Source organism: Granulicatella sp. 20925_1_45 (assembly GCF_041433555.1).
Taxonomy (GTDB): Bacteria; Bacillota; Bacilli; order Lactobacillales; family Aerococcaceae; genus Granulicatella.
The window spans coordinates 26,386-51,976 of record NZ_JAPWBR010000012.1; the positions used below are offsets into that span (position 1 = coordinate 26,386).

Annotated in this window: 25 protein-coding genes and 1 pseudogene; 12 read left to right on the top strand and 14 right to left on the bottom strand. The window is 39.0% G+C overall.

Annotation, left to right across the window (positions count from 1 at the left end; genetic code table 11):
* Window positions 1-245: 245 nt before the first annotated feature.
* Window positions 246-854 (top strand): DUF1269 domain-containing protein, encoded by a 609-nt coding sequence (locus O3798_RS05250; RefSeq protein ID WP_371463772.1) that lies wholly within the window; start codon window positions 246-248, stop codon window positions 852-854.
* A 144-nt stretch (window positions 855-998) separates the two neighbouring features.
* Here the strand turns inward: O3798_RS05250 and O3798_RS05255 are convergent, their stop codons facing one another.
* The gene (locus tag O3798_RS05255) at window positions 999-1,262 is read right to left on the bottom strand and encodes a SemiSWEET family transporter (RefSeq protein WP_048709611.1); all 264 of its coding nucleotides are present in this window, start codon (window positions 1,260-1,262) and stop codon (window positions 999-1,001) included.
* Between the two features lie 205 nt (window positions 1,263-1,467).
* Here O3798_RS05255 and O3798_RS05260 point away from each other — a divergent pair, with 205 nt between their 5' ends.
* From O3798_RS05260 to O3798_RS05270, 3 genes are read left to right on the top strand one after another with little or no spacing between them, the layout of a single operon-like run.
* Window positions 1,468-1,809, top strand: a complete 342-nt coding sequence (locus tag O3798_RS05260; protein ID WP_371463774.1) for a hypothetical protein — start codon at window positions 1,468-1,470, stop codon at window positions 1,807-1,809.
* Entirely contained in the window at window positions 1,806-2,213 is a 408-nt protein-coding gene (locus O3798_RS05265; protein WP_371463776.1) for a hypothetical protein, read from the top strand. The genes O3798_RS05260 and O3798_RS05265 overlap by 4 nt, the downstream gene beginning before the upstream one ends.
* A gap of 37 nt (window positions 2,214-2,250) precedes the next feature.
* Window positions 2,251-2,616, top strand: coding sequence for a PH domain-containing protein (locus tag O3798_RS05270; protein WP_371463778.1), 366 nt, complete (start codon window positions 2,251-2,253; stop codon window positions 2,614-2,616).
* A 50-nt stretch (window positions 2,617-2,666) separates the two neighbouring features.
* Here O3798_RS05270 and O3798_RS05275 read toward each other — a convergent pair whose 3' ends face one another.
* Window positions 2,667-2,861: a CsbD family protein gene (locus O3798_RS05275; RefSeq protein WP_371463780.1), complete on the bottom strand. Its 195-nt coding sequence runs from the start codon at window positions 2,859-2,861 to the stop codon at window positions 2,667-2,669.
* A 155-nt stretch (window positions 2,862-3,016) separates the two neighbouring features.
* On the opposite strand from O3798_RS05275, the gene yghU reads away from it, so the two are divergent.
* From yghU to O3798_RS05290, 3 genes are read left to right on the top strand one after another with little or no spacing between them, the layout of a single operon-like run.
* A complete protein-coding gene (gene yghU, locus O3798_RS05280) occupies window positions 3,017-3,808 on the top strand; it encodes a glutathione-dependent disulfide-bond oxidoreductase (protein ID WP_371463782.1) in 792 nt (263 codons plus the stop codon).
* A 12-nt stretch (window positions 3,809-3,820) separates the two neighbouring features.
* On the top strand, window positions 3,821-4,552 hold the full coding sequence (locus O3798_RS05285) for an ABC transporter ATP-binding protein (RefSeq protein ID WP_371463784.1): 732 nt from the start codon (window positions 3,821-3,823) through the stop codon (window positions 4,550-4,552).
* Entirely contained in the window at window positions 4,545-6,062 is a 1,518-nt protein-coding gene (locus O3798_RS05290) for an ABC transporter permease/substrate-binding protein (RefSeq protein ID WP_371463786.1), read from the top strand. The genes O3798_RS05285 and O3798_RS05290 overlap by 8 nt, the downstream gene beginning before the upstream one ends.
* Before the next feature lie 213 nt (window positions 6,063-6,275).
* Here O3798_RS05290 and O3798_RS05295 read toward each other — a convergent pair whose 3' ends face one another.
* From O3798_RS05295 to O3798_RS05350, 12 genes are all read right to left on the bottom strand, one after another.
* A complete protein-coding gene (locus O3798_RS05295; RefSeq protein ID WP_371463788.1) occupies window positions 6,276-6,989 on the bottom strand; it encodes a hypothetical protein in 714 nt (237 codons plus the stop codon).
* A gap of 14 nt (window positions 6,990-7,003) precedes the next feature.
* Window positions 7,004-7,693 (bottom strand): hypothetical protein, encoded by a 690-nt coding sequence (locus tag O3798_RS05300; RefSeq protein ID WP_371463790.1) that lies wholly within the window; start codon window positions 7,691-7,693, stop codon window positions 7,004-7,006.
* A gap of 177 nt (window positions 7,694-7,870) precedes the next feature.
* The gene (locus O3798_RS05305) at window positions 7,871-8,581 is read right to left on the bottom strand and encodes a hypothetical protein (protein ID WP_371463792.1); all 711 of its coding nucleotides are present in this window, start codon (window positions 8,579-8,581) and stop codon (window positions 7,871-7,873) included.
* 15 nt (window positions 8,582-8,596) lie between these two features.
* Window positions 8,597-9,319: a hypothetical protein gene (locus O3798_RS05310; RefSeq protein ID WP_371463794.1), complete on the bottom strand. Its 723-nt coding sequence runs from the start codon at window positions 9,317-9,319 to the stop codon at window positions 8,597-8,599.
* 299 nt (window positions 9,320-9,618) lie between these two features.
* A complete protein-coding gene (locus tag O3798_RS05315) occupies window positions 9,619-10,914 on the bottom strand; it encodes a hypothetical protein (protein WP_371463796.1) in 1,296 nt (431 codons plus the stop codon).
* Between the two features lie 511 nt (window positions 10,915-11,425).
* On the bottom strand, window positions 11,426-12,739 hold the full coding sequence (locus tag O3798_RS05320; protein ID WP_371463798.1) for a hypothetical protein: 1,314 nt from the start codon (window positions 12,737-12,739) through the stop codon (window positions 11,426-11,428).
* A 33-nt stretch (window positions 12,740-12,772) separates the two neighbouring features.
* A complete protein-coding gene (locus O3798_RS05325; RefSeq protein WP_371463800.1) occupies window positions 12,773-13,477 on the bottom strand; it encodes a hypothetical protein in 705 nt (234 codons plus the stop codon).
* 16 nt (window positions 13,478-13,493) lie between these two features.
* Window positions 13,494-14,156: a hypothetical protein gene (locus O3798_RS05330; RefSeq protein WP_371463802.1), complete on the bottom strand. Its 663-nt coding sequence runs from the start codon at window positions 14,154-14,156 to the stop codon at window positions 13,494-13,496.
* 378 nt (window positions 14,157-14,534) lie between these two features.
* Window positions 14,535-15,842: a hypothetical protein gene (locus tag O3798_RS05335; protein ID WP_371463805.1), complete on the bottom strand. Its 1,308-nt coding sequence runs from the start codon at window positions 15,840-15,842 to the stop codon at window positions 14,535-14,537.
* A 407-nt stretch (window positions 15,843-16,249) separates the two neighbouring features.
* Entirely contained in the window at window positions 16,250-16,933 is a 684-nt protein-coding gene (locus O3798_RS05340) for a hypothetical protein (protein ID WP_371463807.1), read from the bottom strand.
* A gap of 15 nt (window positions 16,934-16,948) precedes the next feature.
* Window positions 16,949-17,626 carry a hypothetical protein gene (locus O3798_RS05345; protein WP_371463809.1) on the bottom strand — a complete coding sequence of 226 codons (678 nt, stop codon included), beginning with the start codon at window positions 17,624-17,626 and terminating at the stop codon, window positions 16,949-16,951.
* A 374-nt stretch (window positions 17,627-18,000) separates the two neighbouring features.
* The gene (locus O3798_RS05350; protein WP_371463811.1) at window positions 18,001-19,623 is read right to left on the bottom strand and encodes an N-acetylmuramoyl-L-alanine amidase; all 1,623 of its coding nucleotides are present in this window, start codon (window positions 19,621-19,623) and stop codon (window positions 18,001-18,003) included.
* 219 nt (window positions 19,624-19,842) lie between these two features.
* Here O3798_RS05350 and O3798_RS05355 point away from each other — a divergent pair, with 219 nt between their 5' ends.
* The 5 genes and pseudogenes from O3798_RS05355 (at window position 19,843) to O3798_RS05375 (ending at window position 25,589) form a co-directional block, all read left to right on the top strand.
* A complete protein-coding gene (locus tag O3798_RS05355) occupies window positions 19,843-20,796 on the top strand; it encodes a DMT family transporter (protein WP_371463813.1) in 954 nt (317 codons plus the stop codon).
* Window positions 20,797-21,045: 249 nt separating this feature from the next.
* Window positions 21,046-21,179: pseudogene (locus O3798_RS05360) on the top strand (IS3 family transposase); the annotation flags it as partial.
* Window positions 21,180-21,396: 217 nt separating this feature from the next.
* Entirely contained in the window at window positions 21,397-23,157 is a 1,761-nt protein-coding gene (locus tag O3798_RS05365; RefSeq protein WP_371463815.1) for a PTS mannitol transporter subunit IICBA, read from the top strand.
* 15 nt (window positions 23,158-23,172) lie between these two features.
* Window positions 23,173-25,149 (top strand): BglG family transcription antiterminator, encoded by a 1,977-nt coding sequence (locus O3798_RS05370; protein WP_371463833.1) that lies wholly within the window; start codon window positions 23,173-23,175, stop codon window positions 25,147-25,149.
* A 2-nt stretch (window positions 25,150-25,151) separates the two neighbouring features.
* Complete coding sequence (locus O3798_RS05375; RefSeq protein WP_371463817.1) at window positions 25,152-25,589, top strand: PTS sugar transporter subunit IIA; 438 nt, start codon at window positions 25,152-25,154, stop codon at window positions 25,587-25,589.
* Window positions 25,590-25,591 lie beyond the last annotated feature (2 nt).

Consider the following 25,591-nt stretch of genomic DNA (forward strand, 5'->3'; position numbering starts at 1 on the left):
TGGTGCTTTAGCAACTTACAGCCATGGGTGCGAAGGGCGAAGGCCTAGCAAGGGGATGTTGCTACTTTAGTAGCTTACAGCCCAGGCTTCGCTGGTTGAAGCCCTAGCCTCAAAATGTTAATATCATTTTTTCGATATTATTTTAAATCGAATTAATACTCGTCGCTACTTAATAGTAATGATTAGCTTTTTATGTAGATAAAGATTATACTTAACCTATCCACAAGTGAAAGTGAGGAATTAATATGGAAAATTTAGTAGTATCTATTTTCAAAACAGAAAGTGAAGCTTATCAGGCATTTGCTGAGTTGAAAACATTCAAGCAAACTGAGAAAACAAAAGTCGCTCAAATTGCTGTTATCAAAAATGAAGGCGGTCATATTACTGATAAAGATCGTTTTGATTTTGAAGATTCTGCAAATGATGGTGCTTTAAAAGGCGGCCTAATCGGTGCGTTTGTCGGACTGCTAGCGGGACCATTAGGTGTATTATTTGGTTACGGAATTGGAAGTCTATACGGATTAGCCGGAGGCGATACTGTTGAAGCTGTCCAAGAAGGTTTAATCGACCAAGTTTCTCAAAAATTAGTTAGTGGTGAAACTGCTCTTGTTGCTTTAGTTCAAGAAGATGATGAGCAAGTATTAAATGCTTATTTTAATAAATACGACACACAAATTTTACGTTGGAATGTTGTATCAGTAGTAGAAGAAATTGAAGCTGCTGCAAAAGTTCAAGCTGATCTTTATAATAAGGCTCGCGCTCAAATGAAAGCAGAACGTAAAGAGGCTCGTAAAGAAAAAATCGAAGAATTCAAAAATAATATTAAAGCTAAATTCGAAAATTTAAAATTATAATTAAATTTGATCTCAGCACTCTGTATTTACAGGGTGCTTTTTTGTTGTAGAAATGGAGAGCATAGAAAAAGGAATTAAGTAAACATTGTACTTAATTCCTTTGTAAATGAATCTATTAAGTATTCGATTAAAACATATTTCTTACTATAAAGAGGTTAGGAAAGTAAGTCCGCCCAAAATGACTCCAGCTGCATTAGGGAAAATAAGTATCCAGTCTTTTTTTGGTTCTTTAGTCCAACCGTAAATAACCCAGATTAGACAAGAAACGGCAGCAAAAAGCGGCTGGAAAGGTTGACCTTTACTTCCTTGTAGGTTTGCGATAATTTGTGGAATATAAGCAATAAATACAAGGAAACCGATAAAAGCTCCAATAGATCCAACAAAACGGTTAATCTTTTGTTTTGACATATGTTTCCTCCAAAAAAGTTAATACGGATATACTAACACATATTCTTTATTTTATAAACATATATTGATTTTAAGAGTCATTTTTAAAGATTTCTTAATCAGTAAAGAATAGATTAAATTACAGACGGATTGGATAGAAAAGCGAGAATAAAATGCGGATATGGTATAATGAAGTCACAAGTATTTCATTAGAGGAAGTGGCCAGATGAAAATTATTGTCGATCGCAATTCGGTTTGTGCCGGAGATGATGTATACAATCATGAGATGACATTCGAGGTGCCAGAGAGCTTAACCGTAGCCGAATTCTTTGACTTGGTGGAGAGTCATGGATTCTTAGCAGCGATTGTAGGAAATGATGTAGCGTGGGGGCTTCAAAATCGCACGGGTAAAATCGGAGAGTATTTTACAAAAACAGGAGAAGTCACTCATCCAGAAGTGAGCATTAAAGATAAAATGGACGAAGCAGGCGGAGACCCTCATTTCTTCGTGCGCTATTATAGCAATCCCGAATGGGCAAGAGAAATCAGCAACGGAGGACAAGCATGAACCGTGAAGAATTTTTAAATAGAATCAATAAAGAAGGTTTTTCGTTTGTTATCGATATGACACGCTGCGGATTTTCAGACTGTAAGTCACTCGTGCGCAGTAGCAGACTTTCCGAGGAACAGCTCTACCAGATGTTTGTGGAATTTTGTGAGGAGCTTGAGAACTGTCTCAAGGAAGCAGGGGACGAGCGTCGCATGCTGTTTAATAAATATCCCGTAAGCCCAGTTCATGATAAATATAAAACTAAGTTCGATGCGATTTCTCCAAACGGACGCGAATTCCGCTTCGATTTTGTATTTCGCAATGACAATCATCTGAAAGTGTACCATCTATTCGAAACGATAAATGGACGTAAGAAGGTTACATGGAAGGATATTCTTTGGGAAATTGTAGATGTATTATAACTAGAAAGTTCAACGAGATGGGGGATTGGATATGGAAATGGAAAACGAAACAACCGCACTCAAATGGGTCTTCTACCGAGAAGTGGATGTCCCACGCGATATCGAAGAAATTCTTGTGACAGGAGAGGTGGCAGACCGCGCCTTCAAAACGGTACGAGACGTAGCGGTATTCACGAATAAACGCTTGATTGTCAAAGACGTCCATGGACTAACAGGAACGAAAGTAGAAATGTATTCCTTACCGTATAGCGCAGTAAATATGTGGTCTACAGAAAACGCAGGCATCCTCGATTACACGGCAGAAGTGGAATTGTGGACAAGAGCAGGCCATATTAAAATTGAATTGAAACGCGGCATCAATATCCGCGAGTTCGAACGCTTATTAGCTGAATATATTTTATAAAGAAAAAAGAGCCACTACAATTTGTAGCGGCTCTTATTTGTTAGGCTCTATTATTTGTTGAAAGAATTTTTAATTCCTTCTACTGCGCCTTCAACGCCTTCTTTAACGTTTTCGATAACTTCTTTGGCTTTACCTAAACCTTTTTCTACTGCACCTTCTGTTTCAGTGCTTTTATCACCAGTAACTTTTCCTAATAATTCTTTTGCAGCACCTGTTGCTTGTTGTAATTGTTTTTCTAATGACATAAGAAGACCTCCTTTTTATTGGTTTGCCCAATTGTAGCACTAAATAATTCGTTTACAAAAGTTTCTGCTTGAGAAAGGTTTCATAAGCAGATGTTTCAAAGAGAATGGACGTGTCATGTTAAAATAATTCTAAAGAGACTCAAGGAGGATACCATATGACAGAATATCAATTACCACGCGTTTGGAGCGCAGCCGATAGCAACCAAGGGAAATTCTCAGGAATTAACCGTCCAACAGCAGGAGCTCGTTTTGAACAAAAGTTACCTGTCGGAGAAACAGATTTACAAGTGTATTCGCTTGGCACACCAAACGGCATTAAAGTGACGATTATGCTGGAGGAATTACTCGAAGCAGGCGTCGACAAGGCAGCCTACGACTTATTCAAGATTTCAATTATGGATGGGGACCAATTCGGCAGCGACTTTGTAGCGATTAACCCGAATTCGAAGATTCCAGCACTCTTAGACCGCTCAGGAGATGAACCGATTCGCGTCTTTGAGTCAGCGAATATCTTGCTTTATTTAGCAGAAAAATTCGGAAAATTCCTTCCAGAAGACACTGCTAAACGTACAGAAGTCCTAAACTGGCTCTTCTGGCAAACAGGAGCGGCACCTTTCTTAGGAGGCGGATTTGGACACTTTTTCAACTACGCACCAGAGAAAATCGAGTATGCCATTAACCGTTTCACTATGGAAGCGAAACGCCAATTAGACTTACTGGATAAAGAATTAGCCAAACGCCCATATATCGCAGGAGACGAATACACGATTGCTGATATCGCCATCTGGTCATGGTATGGCCGACTCGTTCAAGGCTACTTGTATCAAAATTCTGCAGAGTTCCTTGATGCGCAAAGCTACAAGCATTTAAACGAATGGGCAGACAGAATTGCCAAACGTCCCGCTGTACAAAAGGGAGTAGAAGCGGAGTATAAATCAATTAAATAAAGAAGGGTTAGTATGATTGAATATAAAAACGTCGCCTTGCGTTATGATGAAAAGCTCGTTTTAAAAGACGTGAACCTTACGATTAACGACGGCGAATTTATGGTGTTAGTTGGGCCATCTGGTTCTGGGAAGACAACCATGTTAAAGATGATTAATCAGTTAATTGAACCGACTGATGGAAATATTTATTTAAATGAAAAACGAATCAAGGAACATGACCAACGAAAATTACGCTTAGAGACAGGCTATGTTCTTCAACAAATCGCGTTGTTCCCGAACTTAACGGTGGCGGAAAATATCGCGCTTATCCCTGAGATGAAAGGTTGGAAGAAGGAGCAAATCGCCGCGAAAACAAAGGAATTACTCGAGAAGGTAGGCCTTCCAGCAGAAGATTATGCCAAACGACTTCCAAGCGAACTCTCTGGTGGGGAACAACAACGTGTTGGGATTATCAGAGCCATTATTGCAGAACCGATGACACTTCTGATGGACGAACCGTTTTCGGCCTTAGATGCCATCTCTCGTAAGCAACTACAAGAACTCACGAAAGCATTGCACCGAGAGTTCAAGATGACGACGATTTTCGTCACGCACGATACGGATGAAGCATTGAAGTTGGCCGACCGTATTGCGGTCTTAAAAGACGGAGCCATTGAGCAAGTCGCAAGTCCTGAAGAAATCTTAGAGCATCCTGCAACGGAATTTGTCCAAGAATTGTTCAAAGGAGGTGCCGTTCATGCATAACTTGATAACGACCTTCCAAGACCGTTTTAGCGACTGGACAGTAGCGTTAGGACAACATTTACAACTCTCGCTTTTAGCATTACTGATTTCAATTGTCGTGGTTGTACCTTTAGCCGTTGTATTAAGCTCACATAAGCGCTCTGCGGCATTTGTTCTTCAAGTGGCAGGAATTTTCCAAACAATCCCTTCATTGGCGCTATTAGGGCTCTTTATTCCATTTATGGGCATCGGAACGGTCCCAGCACTCACAACGCTTGTCATTTACGCCTTATTCCCGATTTTACAAAATACGATTACGGGACTACAGGGCATTGACCCAAGCTTAGAAGAAGCGGGAGTTGCCTTTGGGATGACGAAGTGGGAACGATTGAAGAAGTTTGAGATTCCAATCGCGATGCCTGTCATCATGTCTGGGGTGCGCACCTCAGCGGTATTTATTATCGGAACAGCCACTCTTGCAGCGTTAATTGGGGCAGGGGGACTCGGTTCTTTCATCCTTCTTGGAATTGACCGCAACAACGCCAGCTTGATTTTAATCGGGGCGATCTCTTCAGCCGTTCTCGCGATTGCGTTTAGTACATTGTTGAAATGGATGGAACATGCCAAATTAAAAACGATTTTTGCAACCTTTATCGTCCTATTTGCGGGACTCGGAGCGTCTTTCGTTTCAGGGATGATGCCTTCGATGGGGCAACAAACGCTGATCATCGCCGGTAAATTAGGACCTGAACCAGAGATCTTAGCGAATATGTATAAACTCTTAATTGAGGAAAATACGAAGCTGAAAGTCGAAGTGAAACCAAACTTCGGGAAGACAACATTCTTGTATGAAGCCTTGAAGAATGGGGACATCGACATTTACCCAGAATTCACAGGAACGATTACGGAAAGCTTGTTGAAGCCTGCGCCAAAAGTGTCGCATGATCCAGAAGAAGTCTACGAATTGGCGAAAGAAGGCATCTTGAAGCAAGACAATTTGGCCTATTTGAAGCCGATGGAATACCAAAATACGTATGCCGTCGCGGTCCCAAGAGCGATTGCTGAAAAATACGGACTCAAGACCATCTCTGACTTGAAGAAAGTCGAAGGGCAATTAAAAGCCGGATTCACGCTCGAATTCAACGACCGAGAAGATGGAAACCGCGGCCTTCAAAAGGTATACGGATTGAACCTCAACGTCGCAACAATGGAACCAAGCCTGCGCTACCAAGCGATTCAATCGGGGGACATTCAAATCACCGACGCGTATTCAACAGACGCAGAAATCACACGCTACGACCTTGTGGTGTTAGAAGACGACAAGCAGTTATTCCCACCTTACCAAGGCGCACCTTTAATGAAGGAAGCGTTGTTGAAACAACATCCGGAATTGGAAGGCGTGCTTAATGTCTTAGCAGGAAAGATTACGGCGGAACAGATGAGTCGCATGAACTATGAAGTGGGAGTAGAGGGTAAGTCTGCTGAAACAGTTGCCCGTGAGTTCCTTCAAAGCCAAGGCTATCTTAAGTAGGAAACAGTGTTTCCATAAAAATACTTTCGGACCTTTGGGTTGTTATAGTAAAGATAACTGCTACACCGGGTTGAGACCTAAGGCTCACCCCGGTACAGTTATTATCGCCACTACGTAGATATCCAAATCAGACTGTAGTATAATTTATATTAATTAAATTAAAAGTAGAATTGAAGTGAAAAAGGAATCAAGCGGCTGCTTGATTCCTTTTTCTTATTCTTGAACTTTTTGGAACTGAAGGACAATTGTTTCTGGAAGATTATAAATTTCGTCATTTCCACTGAGTGTTAACGTTAGAATATCATTTTCGATTGAATATGAATATGTGACAGGTTTGTCGCTGAGAACAGAAGTTGTTGCTCGTATGTCACCTGCAAAGAAAATTGGGGCAGTGAAAGTAATGGTTTTTGCTTGAGTGTCCACTTTCCCGTTTTTAATCGTTCCATCAAGGGTCTGCTTATCCTCTGAAAGACCACCGACTGCATCAGGGAATTTTTTGAAAAGAAGTTCAACATAGCTCTGATATCGTTTGAGTCCTTCTTCTTTTGAAATATTTTGATTTTTAAACTCAGTATCATAGTATGCTTCAAAGCTAATATTCATATCATAGGCGCCATGATATTCAGCAGTATTACCATTAATCGTAATTTCAGAAGCAATCGTTGTTTTTTCAGCACCGATTAGCATAATTAGCAATCCGTCAAATTGATCTACCGGATTAGTGTATATTAGAATGCTTTCTAGACTGTCACGCAGATTATAAATCTTCCATTTTCCATCTAAAGAAACTTCCTGTTTGGCAGTTTCGGTTGTCGCTTCAGACTGTGCTACAGTAGTTTCTTCTTGTTTTCCGGTACAGCCTGCAAGAAGGAGTAGTGAAAGGAAAGCAACCCACAGTGTTAATTTTTTTGTTATTGATTGATACATGTGAAGGCTCCTTTCTATTCTGTTACTTTCTTGAATGTCATTTTCATGGTTGCTAAAACGCCTCGCTCGTTATTGCCTCTAGCGCTGACTACGAGGGTATCCCCATCTAATTCATATTGATAAGTGATTGGACGAGCGGGTTGCATGGTAATTCCTAATGAAAATGTCATGAGGAGAGTTGGTGTTTCTTTAAAAGTAATCGTTTTGTTACTTGTATCTATAGCACCTTCAGGCAGAGAGAAATCGAATTGGTTCGTTTCTTTGTCCATCTCGATTTTAGTGACTTTTAAAGCTGGAAGGATTTTTGCATAACCATCATATAAAACAGACTTGAATTCGGATTTATCTGGGAAAGCATTTTTATAAATATGTTCATATAGATTCTCGTAATATTTTGTGAAGTTATAGCTGTATTTAAATTCAGCTTCATTTCCTGAAATGACGAGTTGCGGTTTCCAGTCAGCTAAATCATCAATCGCATAGGCGTACTGAGTTGGGTCAGCACCTCTTAGGACAAATGATTTTCTTAAAGTGGTCTTCACATCAGTTAATTCCCAAGTGCCATCAAGAGTTTCGTTCTGCGCAACAGTTGTTTCTTGTGTAGTTGCTTGGCTAGTTGTTGTTGCGGTACTGCATCCTGCAAATAGGAGGGCACATAAAACCGTTAACAGAGTTAGCCAATATTTTTTAGTCCAGTGTTTCATAAAAGGACCTCCTAAAAGTTGTTCTTATTATTATATCGTAACTCTTTGTGACAAAAATCGCAAATCATTCTACGGAATACTTTAAAGTGGAAATGGAGTATAAAAAAAGGAATGTAGTCTAACTACATTCCTTTTTGGCTTGTTAGAGTGTCTAAGTAAGTCATCCTAGCGAATAGATTATTCCGCTACTTTTTTGAAACGCATTGTGTAGTAGAGAGTAACCGAATCTCCATTGTCAAGGTCTTGTTTTTGTTCGAGTGACAGTGTTAATATTCCATCTTCAAGGGTATATTTATAGGTCACTGGATATACGAATTTCCCACTCGAGAATGTTACTAAATCAATGAACATTGGTGCGTTCTTGAATTCAAACGTACCGGCACTTTCGTTAATGGTGATTTCTTTTAAGGTTTGATGGATTTCATATTTTTCATCATTGAACTCAAAGCTGAGGGGGAGATTATGTTTGTTATAAGTTTCCAGGTTTTTTTTCAAATCGTCATACTGATTTTTAATATATTGTTCTTTGGTTCCTTGGACACTTGTTAACTTTTGAGCCTTCGCGTAGTCATAGAAGTTGCCGACAGCCACATTGGTCGTTGCTGTAAGATCGTATACGGCAGAATCCCCTGTAATCGTTAGTGTCGGCGTCACGTCCTTGAAGGCATCAGAGTAGATGAGTCGGCGTGGAAGTCGACTCGAAAACTCCTCATATCCTAAGCTACGTTCGAGAGTACTTCTGAAGTCGATTTGTTCCCATTTTCCTTCCAGTGGATTGGAAGGAGCAGTTGTTGTAGTTGTCGTTGTAGCAGTTTGATTTCCGCAGCCGGCAAGCATTAAAAGAGAGCAGCCAGCAATGAATAATGGTTTTAAGTATTGTTTAAACATGGTCGCATCTCCTTTCTATTTCTTTTCTGCACTTGGTACGCGTTTGAAAGTCAGTTCAAAATGAACAGGAAGATTATCCTTCGTCTTCATATCGGCGTAGATGGTCAAGATGCCGTCTTTTACTTCATAGTTGTAAGTTGCTGGATCTAATCTATGATCTTTACCCGCTGTCGTTAGAGGGAAAGAGTCAAGAATGATGAGCCCTTCGTCGAATGTGACAGTCTTCGCACTTTCGTCAACCGTTCCTGTAGCTTCATAGCTGTAAGTTCCAGTTGATGTATCCATTGACGCTTTATATTTCTTGAAGTTTTGCACGAACTCTGTTTGTCCGTTAATATAACGGCTAACAAATGCGTCTTCTGTCATTTTTTTCTTATCCTTAGAAATATCGTAGTAAGCTTTGGCAAATTTCTTCGAGTCATATTGATAGCTTAGCTTAACGTTTGTGCCATCAACGGAGAATTTCATCTTGAAATCTTTAAAGGCTTCAATAAATTTTTTAAATGTATAAGAGTTCATATCAAATGGGGAAAAAGCTGTTTGAATCGATTCGAGCTCAAATACGGATTCCCATTCACCAGCAATATTATTTGTATCTTTTTGTTCTTGTTGTGCTTGCGCTTGTTGCGCGTTATTGGCATTTTGGTCTGAAGCTTGGTTCTGTCCACATCCAGCAATCACAAAAATTGCGCCAAGAGAGAAGAGACCAAGAAACAGTTTCTTAGTTTGTCTAATCATTGTTAGACCTCCTTCAAACAGATTGTTGTATTATGCTTATATTATACTTCTAATATTTTTATTTTACAAGGGTTTTCACAAAAATTACCATTTTCTTCCGTCACCTCACCATTATTCAACAGGAGAAGAAGGAGCCAATCAGCTCTTCATTTATTGGACTAGCTTGGATGGAGATTCGGATAAACACACTTTACGGTTCTGCCTCTATTTAAAAAAATAACTATTAGGACATAAAAAAGAATGTAGTAATACTACATTCTTTTTTAGAGCTGTCTGGGAAAATGTTCCTAGCGAAGAGATTATTCCGCTACTTTTTTGAATTTGGCAGACATAACCGTATTTAAATTATTCTTGCCATCGCGTTGCTCAATCGTCAACGTTAAAATATCTCCATCAATCGAGTATTTATACGTAGTTTCTTTATTGGCAGGTCCAATAGATAGGATTGCAAGCTGCACAATATTGATTGCTTCTGGGAAGACAATCGTTTGGTTTGCTGTATCTAATTTACCATTTTTCAATACAGAATGAATCGTGCTATTATCTTTATCAAACTCATAAGTTGTATTTGGGTAGTCTTTAGCAGCTCCTTGTAGAGTAGTCGATAATCTAATAAATTGATTTTTAATATATTCGTCTTTTGTTTGCGTTACTTTAGATCCGTCTTTTTGTTTTAAGTAATCGTAGAACATTCCAAAACCATCTGCTAGCGATACAGTATAGTCAAATTCGACTGATGTACCTGTAATGTTTAACGTTGGTTTCAAATCTTTCCATGCCTCAGGATAGATCAGCTTGATAGCTGAATCATCATTGTCAAAGTCTTTATAGGCTAAGCTACGTTGAAGAGCTGGTCTGAAATCAATGGCTTGCCATTTTCCTTCAATTGGAACTGGGTCTTTTTGAGTAGTGCTACCTTTACGTTTGAAGTGTAGTTCATAGTGAACTGGAAGATTATTTTTCTTCGCTTTTCCGTCAATAGTTACGTAAAGCATGTCATCTTTTAGTTCGTAATGATATGTGTTTGGCGAAATGCGGTTTTCACCAAATGAGAAGAAGAATGAGTTTGCTACTGAAATTCCTTCATCAAAGGTCATAGTTTTGGCATCTTGATCAATAGAACCCGTTGCTTCGTAGCTAAATACACCTGTTTCTTTATTCATGCTGACTTTGTATTTCTTAAAGTCGGCTGCGAGGTTTTCATGAGAGTCATATTGGAGTTTTTTGAATTCTTCTTCAGTCTTTCCTTTAGCGTCTTTTGAGAAAGTGGAGAAAGCTTTAATAAAGTTATCAATGTTATAATCGTATTTAATCGTTGCCGTATTGTTTTCAATCTTCATGTCCATTTTGAAGTCTTTGACAGAGTCAAGCAATCGTCCAAAGTTTAATCCATAGAGAGTATAGGCTCCGATGGAATACGAAAAAGCATCGACTACATCGACCAATTCCCAATCACCATCAATTGTTTCCACTTTTGGTGCTTCTGTTTGAGCGGCATTTTGAGAGCTGCTTTGGTCTTGAGAACAAGAAGCCAGTACGAAAACTGAGAATAGAGCAACTAGTGTTAAAAATAATTTCTTATAATGTCTAAACATCGTTAGACCTCCTTAATAGAGTAATTCTAATATAATTAAATTATAACGATTACAATTTTTATTTGCAACGGTTTTCACGAAAATTACAACCTTGCCCCGTAATTTCACCGATTATTCAAATGAGAAGTGTAAAAATCTTCTGCACGGCTGGAGCAGTATTTGAGGTTCTTTAGGTATATTAAGTGAAATTCAGTCCCTTAAGTCTATTAAAATACGAAGAACCTTTGGGTAATAGGAACGATAACTGCGACAAACAAGCAATGTGAAATGGGAGTAAGACAGAAGAAACAGTGCTTTTCTGTTTCTTCGTAGTCTTACCCCCGCAAGGACAAATAGGATTGACCAAACTACTTGATAGTGAAGGTCAATCCATTTGTCTACTGCGTCTACATTATTTAAGTTAACAATATGAAAATTGCAAGCTTGCTAGGGTTGAGACCTAAGGCTCAACCCGGTGTAGCAGTTATCATAACTATTACGAACCAAAGGTTCTAAAGTATTTTAATAGAAACTAGTTTTGAACTTTCTTAAACTTCAATTCATAGTAAATATTAAATCTTCGGCCAGTTTCATGCCTTTCATAGGTAAGGGTTAAAATATCGCCGTCTATTGTGTAGTTATAATCTGTATCCAACATTGCTATAGAAAAGTTTGAAAAAATGACAAGATCCGAAATAGCCATTGGATTATCGAAAGTAATTATATTTCTGTCTGTATTAACTATTCCATCTGGGATTACAGTATGGACAGTGTAGTTTGCCTCATCAATATCAATTTTTGAATATTTACTCGCACTTAAATTTGTTTTAATCATATTATTAAAATAGTACGTACGTATGTACTCTTCTTTTGGCTCTAGTTTTATTTTAGCATTTTTTTTATGATATTCGTAGATGCTATTATAGGCGTCTGTTAGATTAACCGAACCCTCATAAGTAGCTTTATTTCCAGAAATTGTTATTGTTGGCTTTAAATTTTTTAACGTATTCCAGTAAACTTGTAGAAGCAGTTTTCTTTCATATTGATCATGAAGACGATAGAAAAGCCCACGTAAGAAGGCGTCACTAGAATTTATAAGTTCCCATTTTCCGTCTAAAGAAGCTGTCTGTTTTGTAGTTGTTGCTGCCGTATTATTTTCTGAACCAGTGACACGTTCGAATCTTAATTCTGCATGAGCGGGTTGCTGGGTTTTAGAATCAATACCATCCAAAGAAACGAGAAGAAGATTATCTTTCAATTCATATTTATATGTAATTGGGTCATATGTCTCCGTCAATGTCATAGGAAAGCTCATGTTAAAGTTTAACGGCTCTTGGAAGGACATAGTTTTATCTGTATCATTTATGGTTCCAGGAGCATAGAAACTAAAGGCGCCCGTTGTCACATCCAATGTGGCTTTATTTGTCTTGTATTTATCTGCCAATTCTTTAGTACGTTTAAATAGGTTTGTTTTGAAAACTTCAGCAGAATCTTTTTTATTAGTTCCTTTATAAAGATTGTTTGAGAAATTATTTAAGTCAGTAGAGTAGCTGACCTCAACCTTGTCACCGTTAACCTTCAAACGCATGTCTAAGTCGTCAAAAATTGTTAAAAAGTATCCGAATTGTACTTCATCTATTTCGAATAAAGAGTAAATAGATTGGATTGAATTACGAATGTCCGTTAGTTTCCATTCACCCTCAATATCGTTTACTTTCTTCGGTACTTCTGTTGTAGCAGCTGGTGAACTTTCAGAGTTGTTTGAGCCCTGAGAGCATCCAGCAATGACCAAAACTGAGAAGAGAGTCAGTAGAGTAAGAATGATTTTTTTACTATGTCTAAACATTGTTAGACCTCCTTAAAAAGAGTTTTATATTCGTTAATTAGTTTTTGCCTCAGAAACTTTCTTGAATTTCATTTGGTATACCAGATGCAAGTTTTCCTCTTTCAGTATACGCTCTGCTTTTATCGTCAACGTGTCACCAACAATCTCATATTGATACTTCAACGGTTTTTCTTGGTCGGTGATATACAGTGGGATGACTGCAAAAATATTTGGAACTTCCGGGAAGGTAATCGTTTTGTTTTTTGTATCTAGAACGCCATCTTTCAACACAGATTTAATCGTCGATGTTTGTTCATTCCAGTCAACTGTGTGGTATTTGAGATTACCATACGTCGTTTTTGCTAGACCAACAATATAGTTAATCGCATTTTCTTTGTAGCTAAATTGTTTTTTGCCAATCACATCCCCATACGCATCCAAGAATTTTGACATGTTTGCGGTGTATTCAAATGTAACCTTATTTCCTTGAATCTTGAGGACTGGAACGACGTCTTTAAGGGCCTCTGTTGCCTTTAAGCGACTGGCCGCATCGTCGTATTGGAGTAGAAATACCTTCTCAAGAGTATCTCTAAAGTCGACGGCTTGCCACGTTCCTTCCACATCAACAGAAGCAGGTTTTGGAGCTTCTGTGGTTGGAGTTTGACTTTGTGTTTGTTGTACTTGTTGTTGTTCGTTTCCACATCCTGCAATGAACAGTAGAGAGAAGAGGGAAACCATCCATAAAGTAAATTTTTTCATGTTTGCCACTCCTTTCTTATTGTCCGCCTAATCGATTGAAACGAATACGCATTTCTCGAGGATAGCCTTCTTGAATATCGCCTTCAATGAAGAGTGTCATTTGATTGCCATCCACTGTGTAGTTATACGTAATAGGTTTCAAAGGATCAATGCCAATTCCCATGACAAGCCCCTTTAAGAAAGTCGGTGTTTCAGGGAAGGTAATTGTATGTTTTTCCTTATCAATTTCACCTTTTAAAGAGTAGTCATAGGCCAAGTTCGCATCGTCTGTTGTAACCTGTGCATGCTGATATTTCTTAACAGCTTCTTTGAACCCCTCAAAATTATTTTTTACATAGGTATCTATATCAGGAGTTTTCAGTTGGAGGCCTTTGTATTGATCCTCATAAATTTTTTTTACGCTAAGATAGTACTTCAATTCGACCGTATTCTCATTAATATCGAGCGTCATTTTTACGTCGTTGAAGTCTTCTACTACATATGCAGCAACAAATTTATTGATATTCATAGCCAAGAGAATCTTCTGCATCGTTAAAGGTTGTTCAGTCCATTCCCAGGATTCCTGTGGGGATGCATTTTGTGCTTTAGAATCGGTCGTTTGGCTCTGGCACCCTGCAACGAAGAGTAGAGTAGCGAACGCCAAGAATCCGAAAAGCATCTTCTTTGACTTACCTAACATAGAGTTACCTCCTAAAAGTTGTTACTTCCATTTTATCATTAACTGGAATGATTATAAAGTGAAACTTTGAGCGAGTGTCGTTTGAACAGTGGGCATAACGAAAAGAGGAAAAGTCTTCAGCACAGATGGAGCAGTATTTGAGATTCTTAAGAAGAATTGTGTAAGGAAGAATTCTTTAAGTCTATTAAAATACGAAGAACCTTTGGGTAATAGGTATGATAACCGCTCAAAACAAGCAATGTGAATTAGAGCGGGTTAAAGTTTTCAACTTTTACCCGCTCTTTGAAGCTTGCTAGGGTTGAGACCTGAGGCTCAACCCGGTGTAGCAGTTATCATAACTATTACGAACCAAAGGTTCTAAAAGTATTTTAATAGAAATCAGTTTTGAACTTTCTTGAATTTCAATTCGTAGTAAATATTATAAATTTTGCTAGAATTAGGCTTTTCATAAGTAATTGTCAAGATATCACCGTCTAATGAGTAGTGATAAGTTGTTTCTAAATATGCTTGAGATGCTTCAGAAAAAATGACGAAATCTGCAATAGCCATTGGATTTGGGAAAGTGATAGTTTTATTATTTGTATCCACCTTTCCATCTGGTACTACAGTATGGACACTGTAGTTTGCCTCATCAATTTCAATTTTAGAGTTCAAACTTACTGATAAATCTGTTTTAAGTCGATTAAAGTAGAAATTGATGTATTTTTCTCTTGAATCTTTATTTTCTGTCTTAGTGGTTTGATAATAATAGTCGTAATCGGCATTATAGGCGTCTGTTAGATTAACCAAAACGTCATAAGCAGCGGTATTTCCAGAAATCGTTAAGGTTGGTTTTAAATCCTTTAACGCATTCAAGTAAATTAATTGGAAAGCTTTTTTATTTTTTATATTCACACGATAGAAGAGCCCTCGTAGTAAGGCTTCTCTAGTATTCATCAGTTCCCATTTTCCATCTAAAGAAACTGTCTGTTTAGAAGTTGCTTCTTTCGTTTTGTTTTCTGAACCAGTGACACGTTCGAATTTTAATTCAACATGAGCCGGTAGCTGTGTTTCTTTTTCGGTTCCGTCCATAGAGATAATTAGTAGATTATCTTTTAATTCGTATTTATACGTGACTGGATCATATGCCTCCGTAAATGTCACAGGGAAGTACATAATGAAGTTTAACGGTTCTTCGAAGGTCAGGGTTTTATCTTTAGCATTGACAGTCCCTGGGGCGTAGAAAGTAAAGGCACCCGTTGCTGTATCTGTAGTGACTTTGTTTGTCTTGTAAGGGTCTGCTAATTCTTTAATTTTTGGAAATAGTTTTTCTTTAAAAGCTTCAAGTGTTATATCTTGTTTAGAGATTTTATAATAGTCCTCTGCAAAACGATTTAAGTCAGTAGAGTAGCTAACTTCCACATTTTCGCCACTAACCTTCAAGCGCATGTCTAAGTCGTCAAAAGTCGTTAATAACTTTCCAAATGTATCAACATTTAATTTGTATATAGAATAAACAGACTGCATTGAATTATGAATGTCTGTTAGTTTCCATTCGCCTTCGATTTCTGTTGTTATTTTCGTTTCTTCCGTTTTAGCAGCTGCCGAACTATCGGAGTTATTTGAGCCTTGAGAGCACCCTGCAATAACGAATACTGAAAAAAGTGAAAGCAGAGCGAACATGTATTTCTTTCCAAGTCTACCCATTGTGAACCTCCTAAAAAGAGTCTTGTATATGCCTTTATGATACGTTTATTGATATAAGTTTGCAACGGTTTTCACGAAAATTACAACCTTGCTTTGTCATTTCACTGATTATTCAAGATGAAAAGAGCAAAAGTCTTTAGTAGAAGGAAGCGATTATATGAGATTCTTAAGAAGAATTGTGTAAGAAAGAATTCTTTAAGTCTATTAAAATACGAAGAACCTTTGGGTAATAGTTATGATAACCGCGACAAACAAGCAATGTGAAATAGAGCGGGTTAAAGTTTTTAACTTTTACCCGCTCTTTGAAGCTTGCTAGGTTTGAGACCTGAGGCTCAAACCGATGTAGCAGTTATCATAACTATTACGAACCAAAGGTTCGAGAGTATTTTAATAATGCACTTAATAAATTACTTTTGCACTTTCTTAAATTTCATCGGATAAACCAAACGGATTCCAGTTTCTTTAAAGACCTTTTCAGCGTACATTGTAAGAATATCGCCATTGACCTCATAATGATACGTAATTGGGACTTCTGTTGAAGAAATATAAAGTGGAAGAATACCAAATAGATTTGGAACATCCGGGAAGACAATCGTTTTTGCGTTTGTGTCTAGAACGCCACCTTCTTGTTTTCCTTTATAGATATAAGTTTCGTCGTTATAAGTACCAGATAAGTCTTCCGATTTTTTAATATTTTTTTGGGCATTTGCAGCAAGAACTCTAGCAGCTTCTGCCTTGTCCTTAGCGATATCTTTATGTGCTTCAGCAAAGAACTCGAAGTATTTATTCATATCGGCCGTGTACGTAAGAGTCACTTTTGTTCCCTCGATGGTTAAAGTAGGAGAGACATCTTCAAAAGCCTCTGTTACTCTCAATCGGGTATACGCGTCCTTGTAAGTATATAAAAATGTACGTTCTAATGTATCTCTAAAGTCGATTGCTTGCCATTCACCTTCAAGAGCGACTGGAGCAGGGGCTTCTGTTGTTGTTTCAGCAGTCGTTTGTTCTGGCTTTTGTTCAGCACATCCTGCAACGAGTAGAAGAGTAAGAAGCGACATTGTCCATAGCGAAATTTTTTTCATCATTTTCATCATTCATCACTCCTTCTATTTGTTCTCTTCTGTATAGTTGAAACGAAGACGCATCACAAGCTTCAAGCCTTTATCATTTTTGCCCTCAGCAGAAAGGGTCATTTGTTTTCCCTCTACTGTATAGTTATACGTCATGGCCTCTAGTGGGTTGGAAGTAGGTCCTAAGATAATTTTGCTTAGGAATGTTGGAGTTTCCGGGAAAGTAATCGTGTGATTGTCCGGATCAATAGTTCCTGTTAGCGTATAGTCATATGCGTAATTTGCTTCGTCGACTGTGATTTTTGTATGTTGAAGAGTTGCTACATAGGCTTTTAAATCTTCTGTTTTCTTTTGGACATATGTTTTGAAATCAGGTGTCGTAAGGTTTTGTCCTTTATATTGGTCTTCGTAAATTTTGAGATAGTCAAAACGATACTTCAATTCAACCGTCTTGTCTTTAATCGTCATCGTCATTTTGACATTATCTAAGTCATCCAACATCAATGCTGCAGCGCGGGATTCCACATTAGTAGCAAGGAATACCTTTTGCAACGTCGATTGTTGTTCGGTCCATAACCACGTTCCTTGTGGGTTTTTCGTCAAATCTTGTGGAGCTTTAGGTCCTTGCTGTGTAGATGCCTGACAGCCTGCGATAAGCAGTAGGCTGGCAATCGCCAACAAACCTAAAATCATCTTCTTAATCTTATAAAACATAAACGTGCCTCCTAAAGTTGGTTGTCTTCATTTTATCATTAAATGGAATAATTATAAAGTGAAAGTTTGAGCGTAGTCTCATTTGAACGGTGGGCATAATGAAAAGAGGAAAAGTCTTCAGCACAGATTGAGTAGTGTTTGAGATTCTTAAGAAAGTTGTGTGAGGAAGAATTCTTTAAGTCTATTAAAATACAAAGAACCTTTGGGTAATAGAAATGGGAGTAAGACAGAAGAAACAGTGTTTTTCTGTTTCTTCGTAGTCTTACCCCCGCAAGGACAAATAGGATTGACCAAACTACTTGATAGTGAAGGTCAATCCATTTGTCTACTGCGTCTATATTGTTTAAGTTAATAAAATGAAAAGATTAAAAAATCTATTTAGCTGTCTTATAGAAGTTGCGAAGACCTTTAACAATCCCTTCAACGAGTTTGTTTTGGTATTTATCATCGCTAATCTTCTTGTATTCAGGGCTATCCATGTACCCAAGTTCTATTAGAACGGCAGGTTTAACTGTTTCACGAAGAACAGCGTAGTTAGACCCGTGAACACCGCGGTCGTTTGCACCTGCAACAGACACAACTGAGTTATGAATGTTTTCGGCTAGACGTTTGCTTTCGCTGAGACGAACAGGGTTGTCATGAGCCACTTTATTAATACGAGGCTTAATGTCGTCGTCTGGTTCGTAGATGTATGTTTCCACACCGCTACGGTTTGCCCCTGGAACGCCTGTTGCGTTGAAGTGGATACTGATAAATACATCCGCATCCGTCTTGTTCACCATTTCAGAACGTTCAGTAACGTAGTCCACATACACATCTGAGTCGCGAGACGTTAAAACAGTGTAGCCAAGTTTTTCAAGTTCGCTTCTAAGTTTACGGTAAATCGACATGTTTAAATCTTTTTCGCGAAGTCCGTTGTATACTGCACCTGGGTCACGTCCGCCATGACCTGGGTCAAGGAAGACCACGTTTTTGTAGTTTCCGTAGTTAACAGGAGCAGGAACTTCTGCAATCCATAAACCATTTTCTTGGAAGGCGTGTTTTTTGCCATCGATGGTAACGATGTTTCGAGCATAAACACCGTCAGCTTGAAGATAGAATTTACCACCGTAGTTCGGATCGTAAATCCATTCGTTTTCAGCCATCATACCGTCAGCCTTAACGTAGTAAGAACCAATCCATTTATTTGTATCGAGTTCTCCATACTTACGGAAGTGGTACCATTTGCCTTTAATTTGAAGCCATTGATTTTTAACATAGGTTCCATCTTCTTTTAAATAGTACGTTGCTTTGTAATTTGGATCGTAAATGAATTCGCTCTTGGCCATATATCCGCCAGCCTTCAAGTAGTAGTCGCCTTTCCACTCGCGGCTTGCGTAAGTACCACCTGGTTTAATATAGAACCAGCTATTGTAGTTTCTGTCGAAAACCCATTCGTTATCGGCCATCGCACCGCTATCTTTTAAGAAATAGCTGCCGCTCCATTCGTGAGAGTACATCACACCATTATCGTGGAATGCGTACCAAACACCACCGATTTTCTTCCAGTCGCCACGGAATACTTTTCCGCCAGATAGAGCATAGTACCATTTACCACCTTGGTAGCTCCAGCCTGGACTAACGAGCATCCCTTCGATGTCCACAAGATAGCCATCTGGAGTAACAGTTGATTTTAACATCTTTCCGTCAGCGCCAAAGTAGTACCAGCGTCCTCCGTGCCATTTCCATGTATTTGTGATTGGCTTACTATCCACTTGGTAGTACGTTTCGCCATCTGCTTTGTAAAGACCAGTGTATTTTGGTTCTTCACCTGGCTTATACACACGAATATCGACGTCGTTTTTAGAATCTTTTGGAAGAGTCCCTTCCGCAGTCGTTGTTGTTTCTGTCGTTGGTTGAACGGTCGTTTCGGTTTGTGTCGTCTCTGCAGCAACCGCATGTGCCGAAAGGGCGAATAGGGCAGCCGTTAAGAGTGTGACTTTACCTGTAAGTTTCATAAAAACCTCCTTGGTTAAATTTTTCCTTTTTAAGTGTACCAAATAAGGACGGAAACCGCAATTTCCTAAAATAAAATTCACACTTTTGTCATAGGAATAAAATGGAACTGCAATAAACGAATCGCTTCAGGGCACTGAAATCGTGAATCTATGGGAAATCTGAAATAGGAACACTTGAACTCGTGAAGAAACGCTAGTAGATGTGCTATAATCGAGAGTATGAAAACAACAGAACAACCAAACCAACCAAAAAATCAAATTATTAAAGGAACCTTGATGACGCTTTTTGCCGGGATTGCCTGGGGAATGAGTGGCGCATGTGGTCAATACTTGATGGCACACGGTATGGGCGTGCTTGCCTTGACCGACCTACGACTCATTATCTCCGGAGTCTGCCTGCTCACGATGAGCTACGCGTTCACCCGGGGACAACTCGTCGCCTTCTTCAAGGAAAAGAAGAACTACGCTAAGATTACGATCTTTGCGTTTATCGGGCTCTTCATGAACCAGTTTACTTACCTTGAGGCGATTCACCTCAGTAATGCCGGTACCGCCACGGTCTTGCAGTATCTCTGCCCAGTGATTATTCTCGTGTACATGTGCTTAAAAAATCGCACGGCACCAACCATGTCTGAAGTGATGTCGATTGTCCTAGCAATTCTGGGGACATTCATTATTGCCACACACGGGCAACTCAATCAACTGAGCGTCACGCCACTCGGGCTCTTCTGGGGGATTTTTAGCGGATTTACGTATGCCATCTACATCATGCTTCCGATTAAACTCATTCAAGAGTACGGGAGTCTAACTGTGATTGGAGTAGGGATGGTTATTGCCGGAGTGATTCTATTCCCGACGAGCGGCCTTACAACGCTGGACATCACATATAGCCTGGATATCATTGCTGCCCTCGTAGGCATTATCGTTATTGGAACGATTATCTCGTACACGATGTTTTTAAAAGGAACGAGCTATATCGGACCGGTGAAGAGTAGTTTGATTGCTGCCGTCGAACCGATTTCTGCGGTATTTTTCGCTTTCCTCATCATGAACGAGCAATTCTTTATGATTGACTTTGTCGGCATGGCGATGATTCTAGCAGCCGTGGTCCTCATCTCGGTCAAAGACTTGTTGAAAGAGCGCCGAAAGAGGGAACAAGGCGTCATTGATTAGAAACGAACCTTATAAACACTTGCAGGATAAAAACTACAGGTGTTTTTCTTTTGCGGAAAAAAGGACGAAGGAGCATTGAATGTACGAAAGTACAATCCAAGATATCGCAGTAGTCGTACCAATGAAATGCTTGGCCGAACTACTTGAAGTCGGCGAACTCTTTGCCTTCCTCGGAAGCGACGAAGCCAGTTCCTTCATAGGAAGACAAATCGTCATCGACGTCGGCAGCACCTTATTAGAAAGCATGAGTATGGGTACGAGAAAAAATTTAAATCTAAAAAACTTGAGGAGCCAATCGTTGAGTCTATGATTATTACAACAAAAAACGAATTAAAGTAAAATTAAAAGGACTTAATCCTGTACAATACAGAACTAAATACTTCGCTTTAATTAATTGTCTAACTTTTTTGGGTCAGTACATTGTTGCTTCATTTCTTTTATATTTAAAAATTGTCATAACAGGATTCATTTTATGACACATTTTTTTTGCCAAAATTTGAGTTTTTCTATCTAGATAAGTATTGTATGATAAATTCATCAAATAAGGAGTGCGTTTTTCAGGTGCTGGAAAACGTCATTCTAGAATAAAGGAGAAGAAAAATGTCAAACAAATCTTTTAAAGTGAGACTCCAAAAACTTGGAACAACACTTTCTAATATGGTCATGCCAAATATCCCAGCCTTAATCGCTTGGGGTGTCTTAACGGCATTAGTAATTCCAAACGGATACCTTCCAAATGAAGAGTTAAGTAAGATGGTATCCCCAATGTTAACTTACGTAATTCCGATTCTAATCGCGTTTACAGCTGGATTCAATGTATACGGACATCGTGGAGGTGTTGTCGGTGCTGTTGCTGCATTCGGGGCAGTCGCAGGAACTACAGTACCAATGATTATCGGTGCGATGATTATGGGGCCTCTTACAGCTTGGCTAATGAAGAAATTCGACCAAACAGTACAACCAAAAATCAAACCTGGTTTTGAAATGTTAGTCAATAACTTCTCTGCAGGTTTCCTTGCATTCGGTATGATGCTTGTTGCTTTCTATTCAGTTGGACCAGTTGTTGCGAACTTAACAACATTAGTAGGACAAGGGGTAGATGCATTAGTTACTGTTAAATTATTACCATTAGCAAACATCATTATTGAACCAGCTAAAATCTTATTCTTAAACAATGCATTAAACCACGGAATCTTTACTCCAATTGGAACACAACAAGTGGTAGATGCCGGTAAATCAATCCTATTCTTACTTGAAGCTAACCCTGGACCAGGTCTTGGTATCTTACTTGCTTTTGCGTTCTTCGGAAAAGGTTCTGCAAAATCATCTTCATGGGGTGCAATGTTAATTCACTTCGTCGGTGGGATTCATGAAATTTACTTCCCATACGTAATGATGAAACCAGCAATGTTCCTTGCTGTTATCGCAGGTGGTGTATCTGGTACATTCACATTCCAATTATTAGGAGCAGGATTAACTTCAGCTGCTTCACCAGGTTCAATCATCGCAATCTTAGGAATGGCTCCTAAAGGGTTCATGCCTCACTTAGTTGTATTAGCCGGTGTATTAGTAGCTGCTGCTGTATCATTTGTAGTAGGTTCATTCATCTTAAAACTCGACAATTCAGAAGAAGGATCACTTGAAGCTGCTCAAGCGGCTACTACAGCTGCAAAAGCAAAAGCAAAAGGACAAGCCGCTGCTGCTTCACCTGAATTTTCAACAATCTCTACTGATTCAGTAAAACGTATTATCTTTGCATGTGACGCTGGAATGGGAAGCTCAGCAATGGGTGCTTCACTTCTTCGTAACAAAATTCAAAAAGCAGGTTTTGAAAATATTCCTGTTACAAACCAAGCTATCTCAACACTTGAAGATACAGATTACACATTAATTGTCACTCAAGAAGAATTAGCAGACCGCGCTGCACAACGTACACCAAGAGCTATTCACGTAGCCGTTGATAACTTCTTAACATCACCAAAATACGATGAAATCGTAGCACAATTAACAAACGGAACCGTTCACTCAGCTGAAACAGTTGCACCAGCGCAAGAAGATGCAGCAGTTGATTTAAACTTTGTCGACGAAGTTGTCTTTGCTTATGACAAAGCGGAAGGATCTGCAACAATGGGTCGTGAAACATTACAATCTATCTTCCGTTCAAATGATGTGAAGATTCCAGTTGTGACAGTTCCACTTGATCAATTAGCAGAACATAATGCTAAAAATATCTTGGTTGTTACAACGATTGCACAACAATCACAAGTACAAGAAGCTGCACCAAATGCGCAATTATTAGTAGTCGACAGTGTTGTAACAACACCAGAATATGATAAATTAATTGCTCGCATGCACAAATAATTAAAGGTTTTCTCGATAAAAGAGTATAATGAAGATATGTTATTTACAAATCGAGAAGAACAATTGATTAAAGCCTTTCTGGAACTCGGAAAGCTTTCCGTAAAAGAAATGATGGAACTCTTAAAGGTTTCAACAAGAACGGTTTATCGGACCATCTCTGATTTAACCATTAGCTTGGAACCTTTAGGCATCCAACTAATTAAAGAGGGGAAAAAATACTATCTAGAAGGAGACTTGCAACGCTTAGAGAGTGATACGATCACGATGAGCAGCACCCCGACAGATCGGTTATTACACCTCACCTATCTCTTACTTAGTGAAGAGAGCCCTATTACGAATGAGGTGCTCCAAGAGCACCTCTTCGTTTCAAATGTAACGATTATTCAGGACATTGCACTGATTGAGAAGCGATTAGCACATTTCAATCTGACACTCAACCGCCAAAAAGGATATATGATTCAAGGAGATGATTGGCAAAAGAGGAGAGTGTTAGCAATCGTCCTGTCTAATGCTATTTCTATACAGGAATTGGCGAACGGGCAATGGGAAGGATTTAGTCATTTAGAAAAGAATACAGTTGCCGTATGCAAAAAGGCCTTAGAAGGGCAAAGTACCGCTCTTGGAACATTAGATCCAAAAATCAAGGAGTTCTTAACTTTTTTATTAGCATTAGCGGATAATCGGTTAAGCCCCAAAACGATTAGTGGCATCTCCAAAGACGCTCTCACCATTTCGAAAACGCTCTTTAAGGAGCTTAGCGATGAAGCGTCATCACGTTTTTATAATATACAAGAGATCGTGTCGTTTGCCAAAATCATCGATGAAACGGTACTAAAGAGACAGGAAGTTCCTCTTTATCGCGAACGCTTTGATAGTGAATTCTACTACAGCGTCAGCCAATTAATCGATAGCGTTTCGCGTTTTACGAAGATTGATTTTATTCGAGATAAAGCTCTCTTTACGTTTCTCTTTCATCATCTAAAGCTAGCCTTAGCCGTACCGGTTTTATACCCAGAAGGTTCGTCTTATCATGTGGCGTCTCTAGTCACCAAGAAAAATGAGTATCTGAATGATATCGTCAGCCTCGTTGTTCGCGATATCTTCCCAAGTTATCTGAACAGTGAGTATGAACATTCTCTCATTACGTTGCATTTTGCTTCGAGTCTAAGAAGAAGTCCGGATATCTATCCGATTCGCGTATTACTTGTGACGGATGAACGACCACTCATGACGAACTTACTGATTACAAAAATGCAAAGTATTGCACCGTTCGTGGGACAAATCAAGGTGGTCTCCAGTAGTGAGCTCGAGGGGATTGAGCTTCAAGCTTTTGATTACACATTGTCGACAAAGCCAGTGGTAGGCTATCAGTTTGATACCATTTCTGCCTTTCCTTCTGCTAAGGAAATCCTGGAATTACAAGAGTGCTTACAACGCGTCCAAGAAAATATCACAGTTCGCCGAACGGAACGTCCTGTTGAAACAATTGCGTTTGATTTACAGGCGTACCTACAATCTTCGAGTCAGCTGTTAAAGAATTTCCGCTTGATGTACGTTCAGAATACAGAGACCTTTGAGAAGACCGTCTTCCAACTCATCCAGAACTTACAGCTAGTGAATGGAGCGGACTATTTGGCGGATAAGTTACTGAGACGCTTTGAAGAGAGTCCACTTGCGATTCCTAATACGAACCTGGCACTGCTGCATACACAGTCGCATACAGTTTTAGAAAGTCACTTTGTCGTTATCGACTTAGAACAAGCTGTTGAAGCCAAATCCATGACGCACGGCAGGGAACAGGTTAAACGAATTCTAGTGATGTTAACGAAATTGGATGAGAGTGAAGAAGTGAGAAACTTGATGACAGCGATTAGCCAGTCCATTCTTGAAAATAATCTCTATACTGAAATCTATCGTACGGGGAATCAAGAAATCATCTATCACTTATTGAATACCATATTCAACGAAAAAATTAAGAAATTGGAGAATTAACCATGGAATTTCAGGAAAAACTAATTAAATTGAATCAAGCTTTTGAGAACAAAGAAGAAGCCATTCGTTACTGTGGACGCTTGCTTGTTGAAGCAGGCCATGTCAATGAAGCCTATGTGGACGCAATGGTTCAAAGAGATGCAGACTTATCTGTTTATATGGGAAACTTCATTGCAATTCCACATGGAACAGATGCAGCTAAAAAAGAAGTGAATTCTTCAGGAGTTGCGATTGTTCAAGTTCCTCGAGGAGTGAACTTCGGAACGCAAGAAGATCCAAAAGTCGTGACCGTATTATTCGGAATTGCTGGACTTGGAGACGAACACTTAGAAATCATCCAAAAAATCTCAATCTTCTGTGCAGACGTGGATAATGTTGTGAAATTAGCGGATGCACAATCGGTTGAAGAAGTTATTCGCTTATTAAATAATGTAGAGTAAGG

Excerpts from the sequence above, each read along its gene's own strand:
- O3798_RS05250 (WP_371463772.1), top strand. The coding sequence starts at position 246 with ATGGAAAATTTAGTAGTATCTATTTTCAAAACAGAAAGTGAAGCTTAT.
- O3798_RS05255 (WP_048709611.1), bottom strand. The coding sequence starts at position 1,262 with ATGTCAAAACAAAAGATTAACCGTTTTGTTGGATCTATTGGAGCTTTT.
- O3798_RS05260 (WP_371463774.1), top strand. The coding sequence starts at position 1,468 with ATGAAAATTATTGTCGATCGCAATTCGGTTTGTGCCGGAGATGATGTA.
- O3798_RS05265 (WP_371463776.1), top strand. The coding sequence starts at position 1,806 with ATGAACCGTGAAGAATTTTTAAATAGAATCAATAAAGAAGGTTTTTCG.
- O3798_RS05270 (WP_371463778.1), top strand. The coding sequence starts at position 2,251 with ATGGAAAACGAAACAACCGCACTCAAATGGGTCTTCTACCGAGAAGTG.
- O3798_RS05275 (WP_371463780.1), bottom strand. The coding sequence starts at position 2,861 with ATGTCATTAGAAAAACAATTACAACAAGCAACAGGTGCTGCAAAAGAA.
- yghU (WP_371463782.1), top strand. The coding sequence starts at position 3,017 with ATGACAGAATATCAATTACCACGCGTTTGGAGCGCAGCCGATAGCAAC.
- O3798_RS05285 (WP_371463784.1), top strand. The coding sequence starts at position 3,821 with ATGATTGAATATAAAAACGTCGCCTTGCGTTATGATGAAAAGCTCGTT.
- O3798_RS05290 (WP_371463786.1), top strand. The coding sequence starts at position 4,545 with ATGCATAACTTGATAACGACCTTCCAAGACCGTTTTAGCGACTGGACA.
- O3798_RS05295 (WP_371463788.1), bottom strand. The coding sequence starts at position 6,989 with ATGTATCAATCAATAACAAAAAAATTAACACTGTGGGTTGCTTTCCTT.
- O3798_RS05300 (WP_371463790.1), bottom strand. The coding sequence starts at position 7,693 with ATGAAACACTGGACTAAAAAATATTGGCTAACTCTGTTAACGGTTTTA.
- O3798_RS05305 (WP_371463792.1), bottom strand. The coding sequence starts at position 8,581 with ATGTTTAAACAATACTTAAAACCATTATTCATTGCTGGCTGCTCTCTT.
- O3798_RS05310 (WP_371463794.1), bottom strand. The coding sequence starts at position 9,319 with ATGATTAGACAAACTAAGAAACTGTTTCTTGGTCTCTTCTCTCTTGGC.
- O3798_RS05315 (WP_371463796.1), bottom strand. The coding sequence starts at position 10,914 with ATGTTTAGACATTATAAGAAATTATTTTTAACACTAGTTGCTCTATTC.
- O3798_RS05320 (WP_371463798.1), bottom strand. The coding sequence starts at position 12,739 with ATGTTTAGACATAGTAAAAAAATCATTCTTACTCTACTGACTCTCTTC.
- O3798_RS05325 (WP_371463800.1), bottom strand. The coding sequence starts at position 13,477 with ATGAAAAAATTTACTTTATGGATGGTTTCCCTCTTCTCTCTACTGTTC.
- O3798_RS05330 (WP_371463802.1), bottom strand. The coding sequence starts at position 14,156 with ATGTTAGGTAAGTCAAAGAAGATGCTTTTCGGATTCTTGGCGTTCGCT.
- O3798_RS05335 (WP_371463805.1), bottom strand. The coding sequence starts at position 15,842 with ATGGGTAGACTTGGAAAGAAATACATGTTCGCTCTGCTTTCACTTTTT.
- O3798_RS05340 (WP_371463807.1), bottom strand. The coding sequence starts at position 16,933 with ATGAAAATGATGAAAAAAATTTCGCTATGGACAATGTCGCTTCTTACT.
- O3798_RS05345 (WP_371463809.1), bottom strand. The coding sequence starts at position 17,626 with ATGTTTTATAAGATTAAGAAGATGATTTTAGGTTTGTTGGCGATTGCC.
- O3798_RS05350 (WP_371463811.1), bottom strand. The coding sequence starts at position 19,623 with ATGAAACTTACAGGTAAAGTCACACTCTTAACGGCTGCCCTATTCGCC.
- O3798_RS05355 (WP_371463813.1), top strand. The coding sequence starts at position 19,843 with ATGAAAACAACAGAACAACCAAACCAACCAAAAAATCAAATTATTAAA.
- O3798_RS05365 (WP_371463815.1), top strand. The coding sequence starts at position 21,397 with ATGTCAAACAAATCTTTTAAAGTGAGACTCCAAAAACTTGGAACAACA.
- O3798_RS05375 (WP_371463817.1), top strand. The coding sequence starts at position 25,152 with ATGGAATTTCAGGAAAAACTAATTAAATTGAATCAAGCTTTTGAGAAC.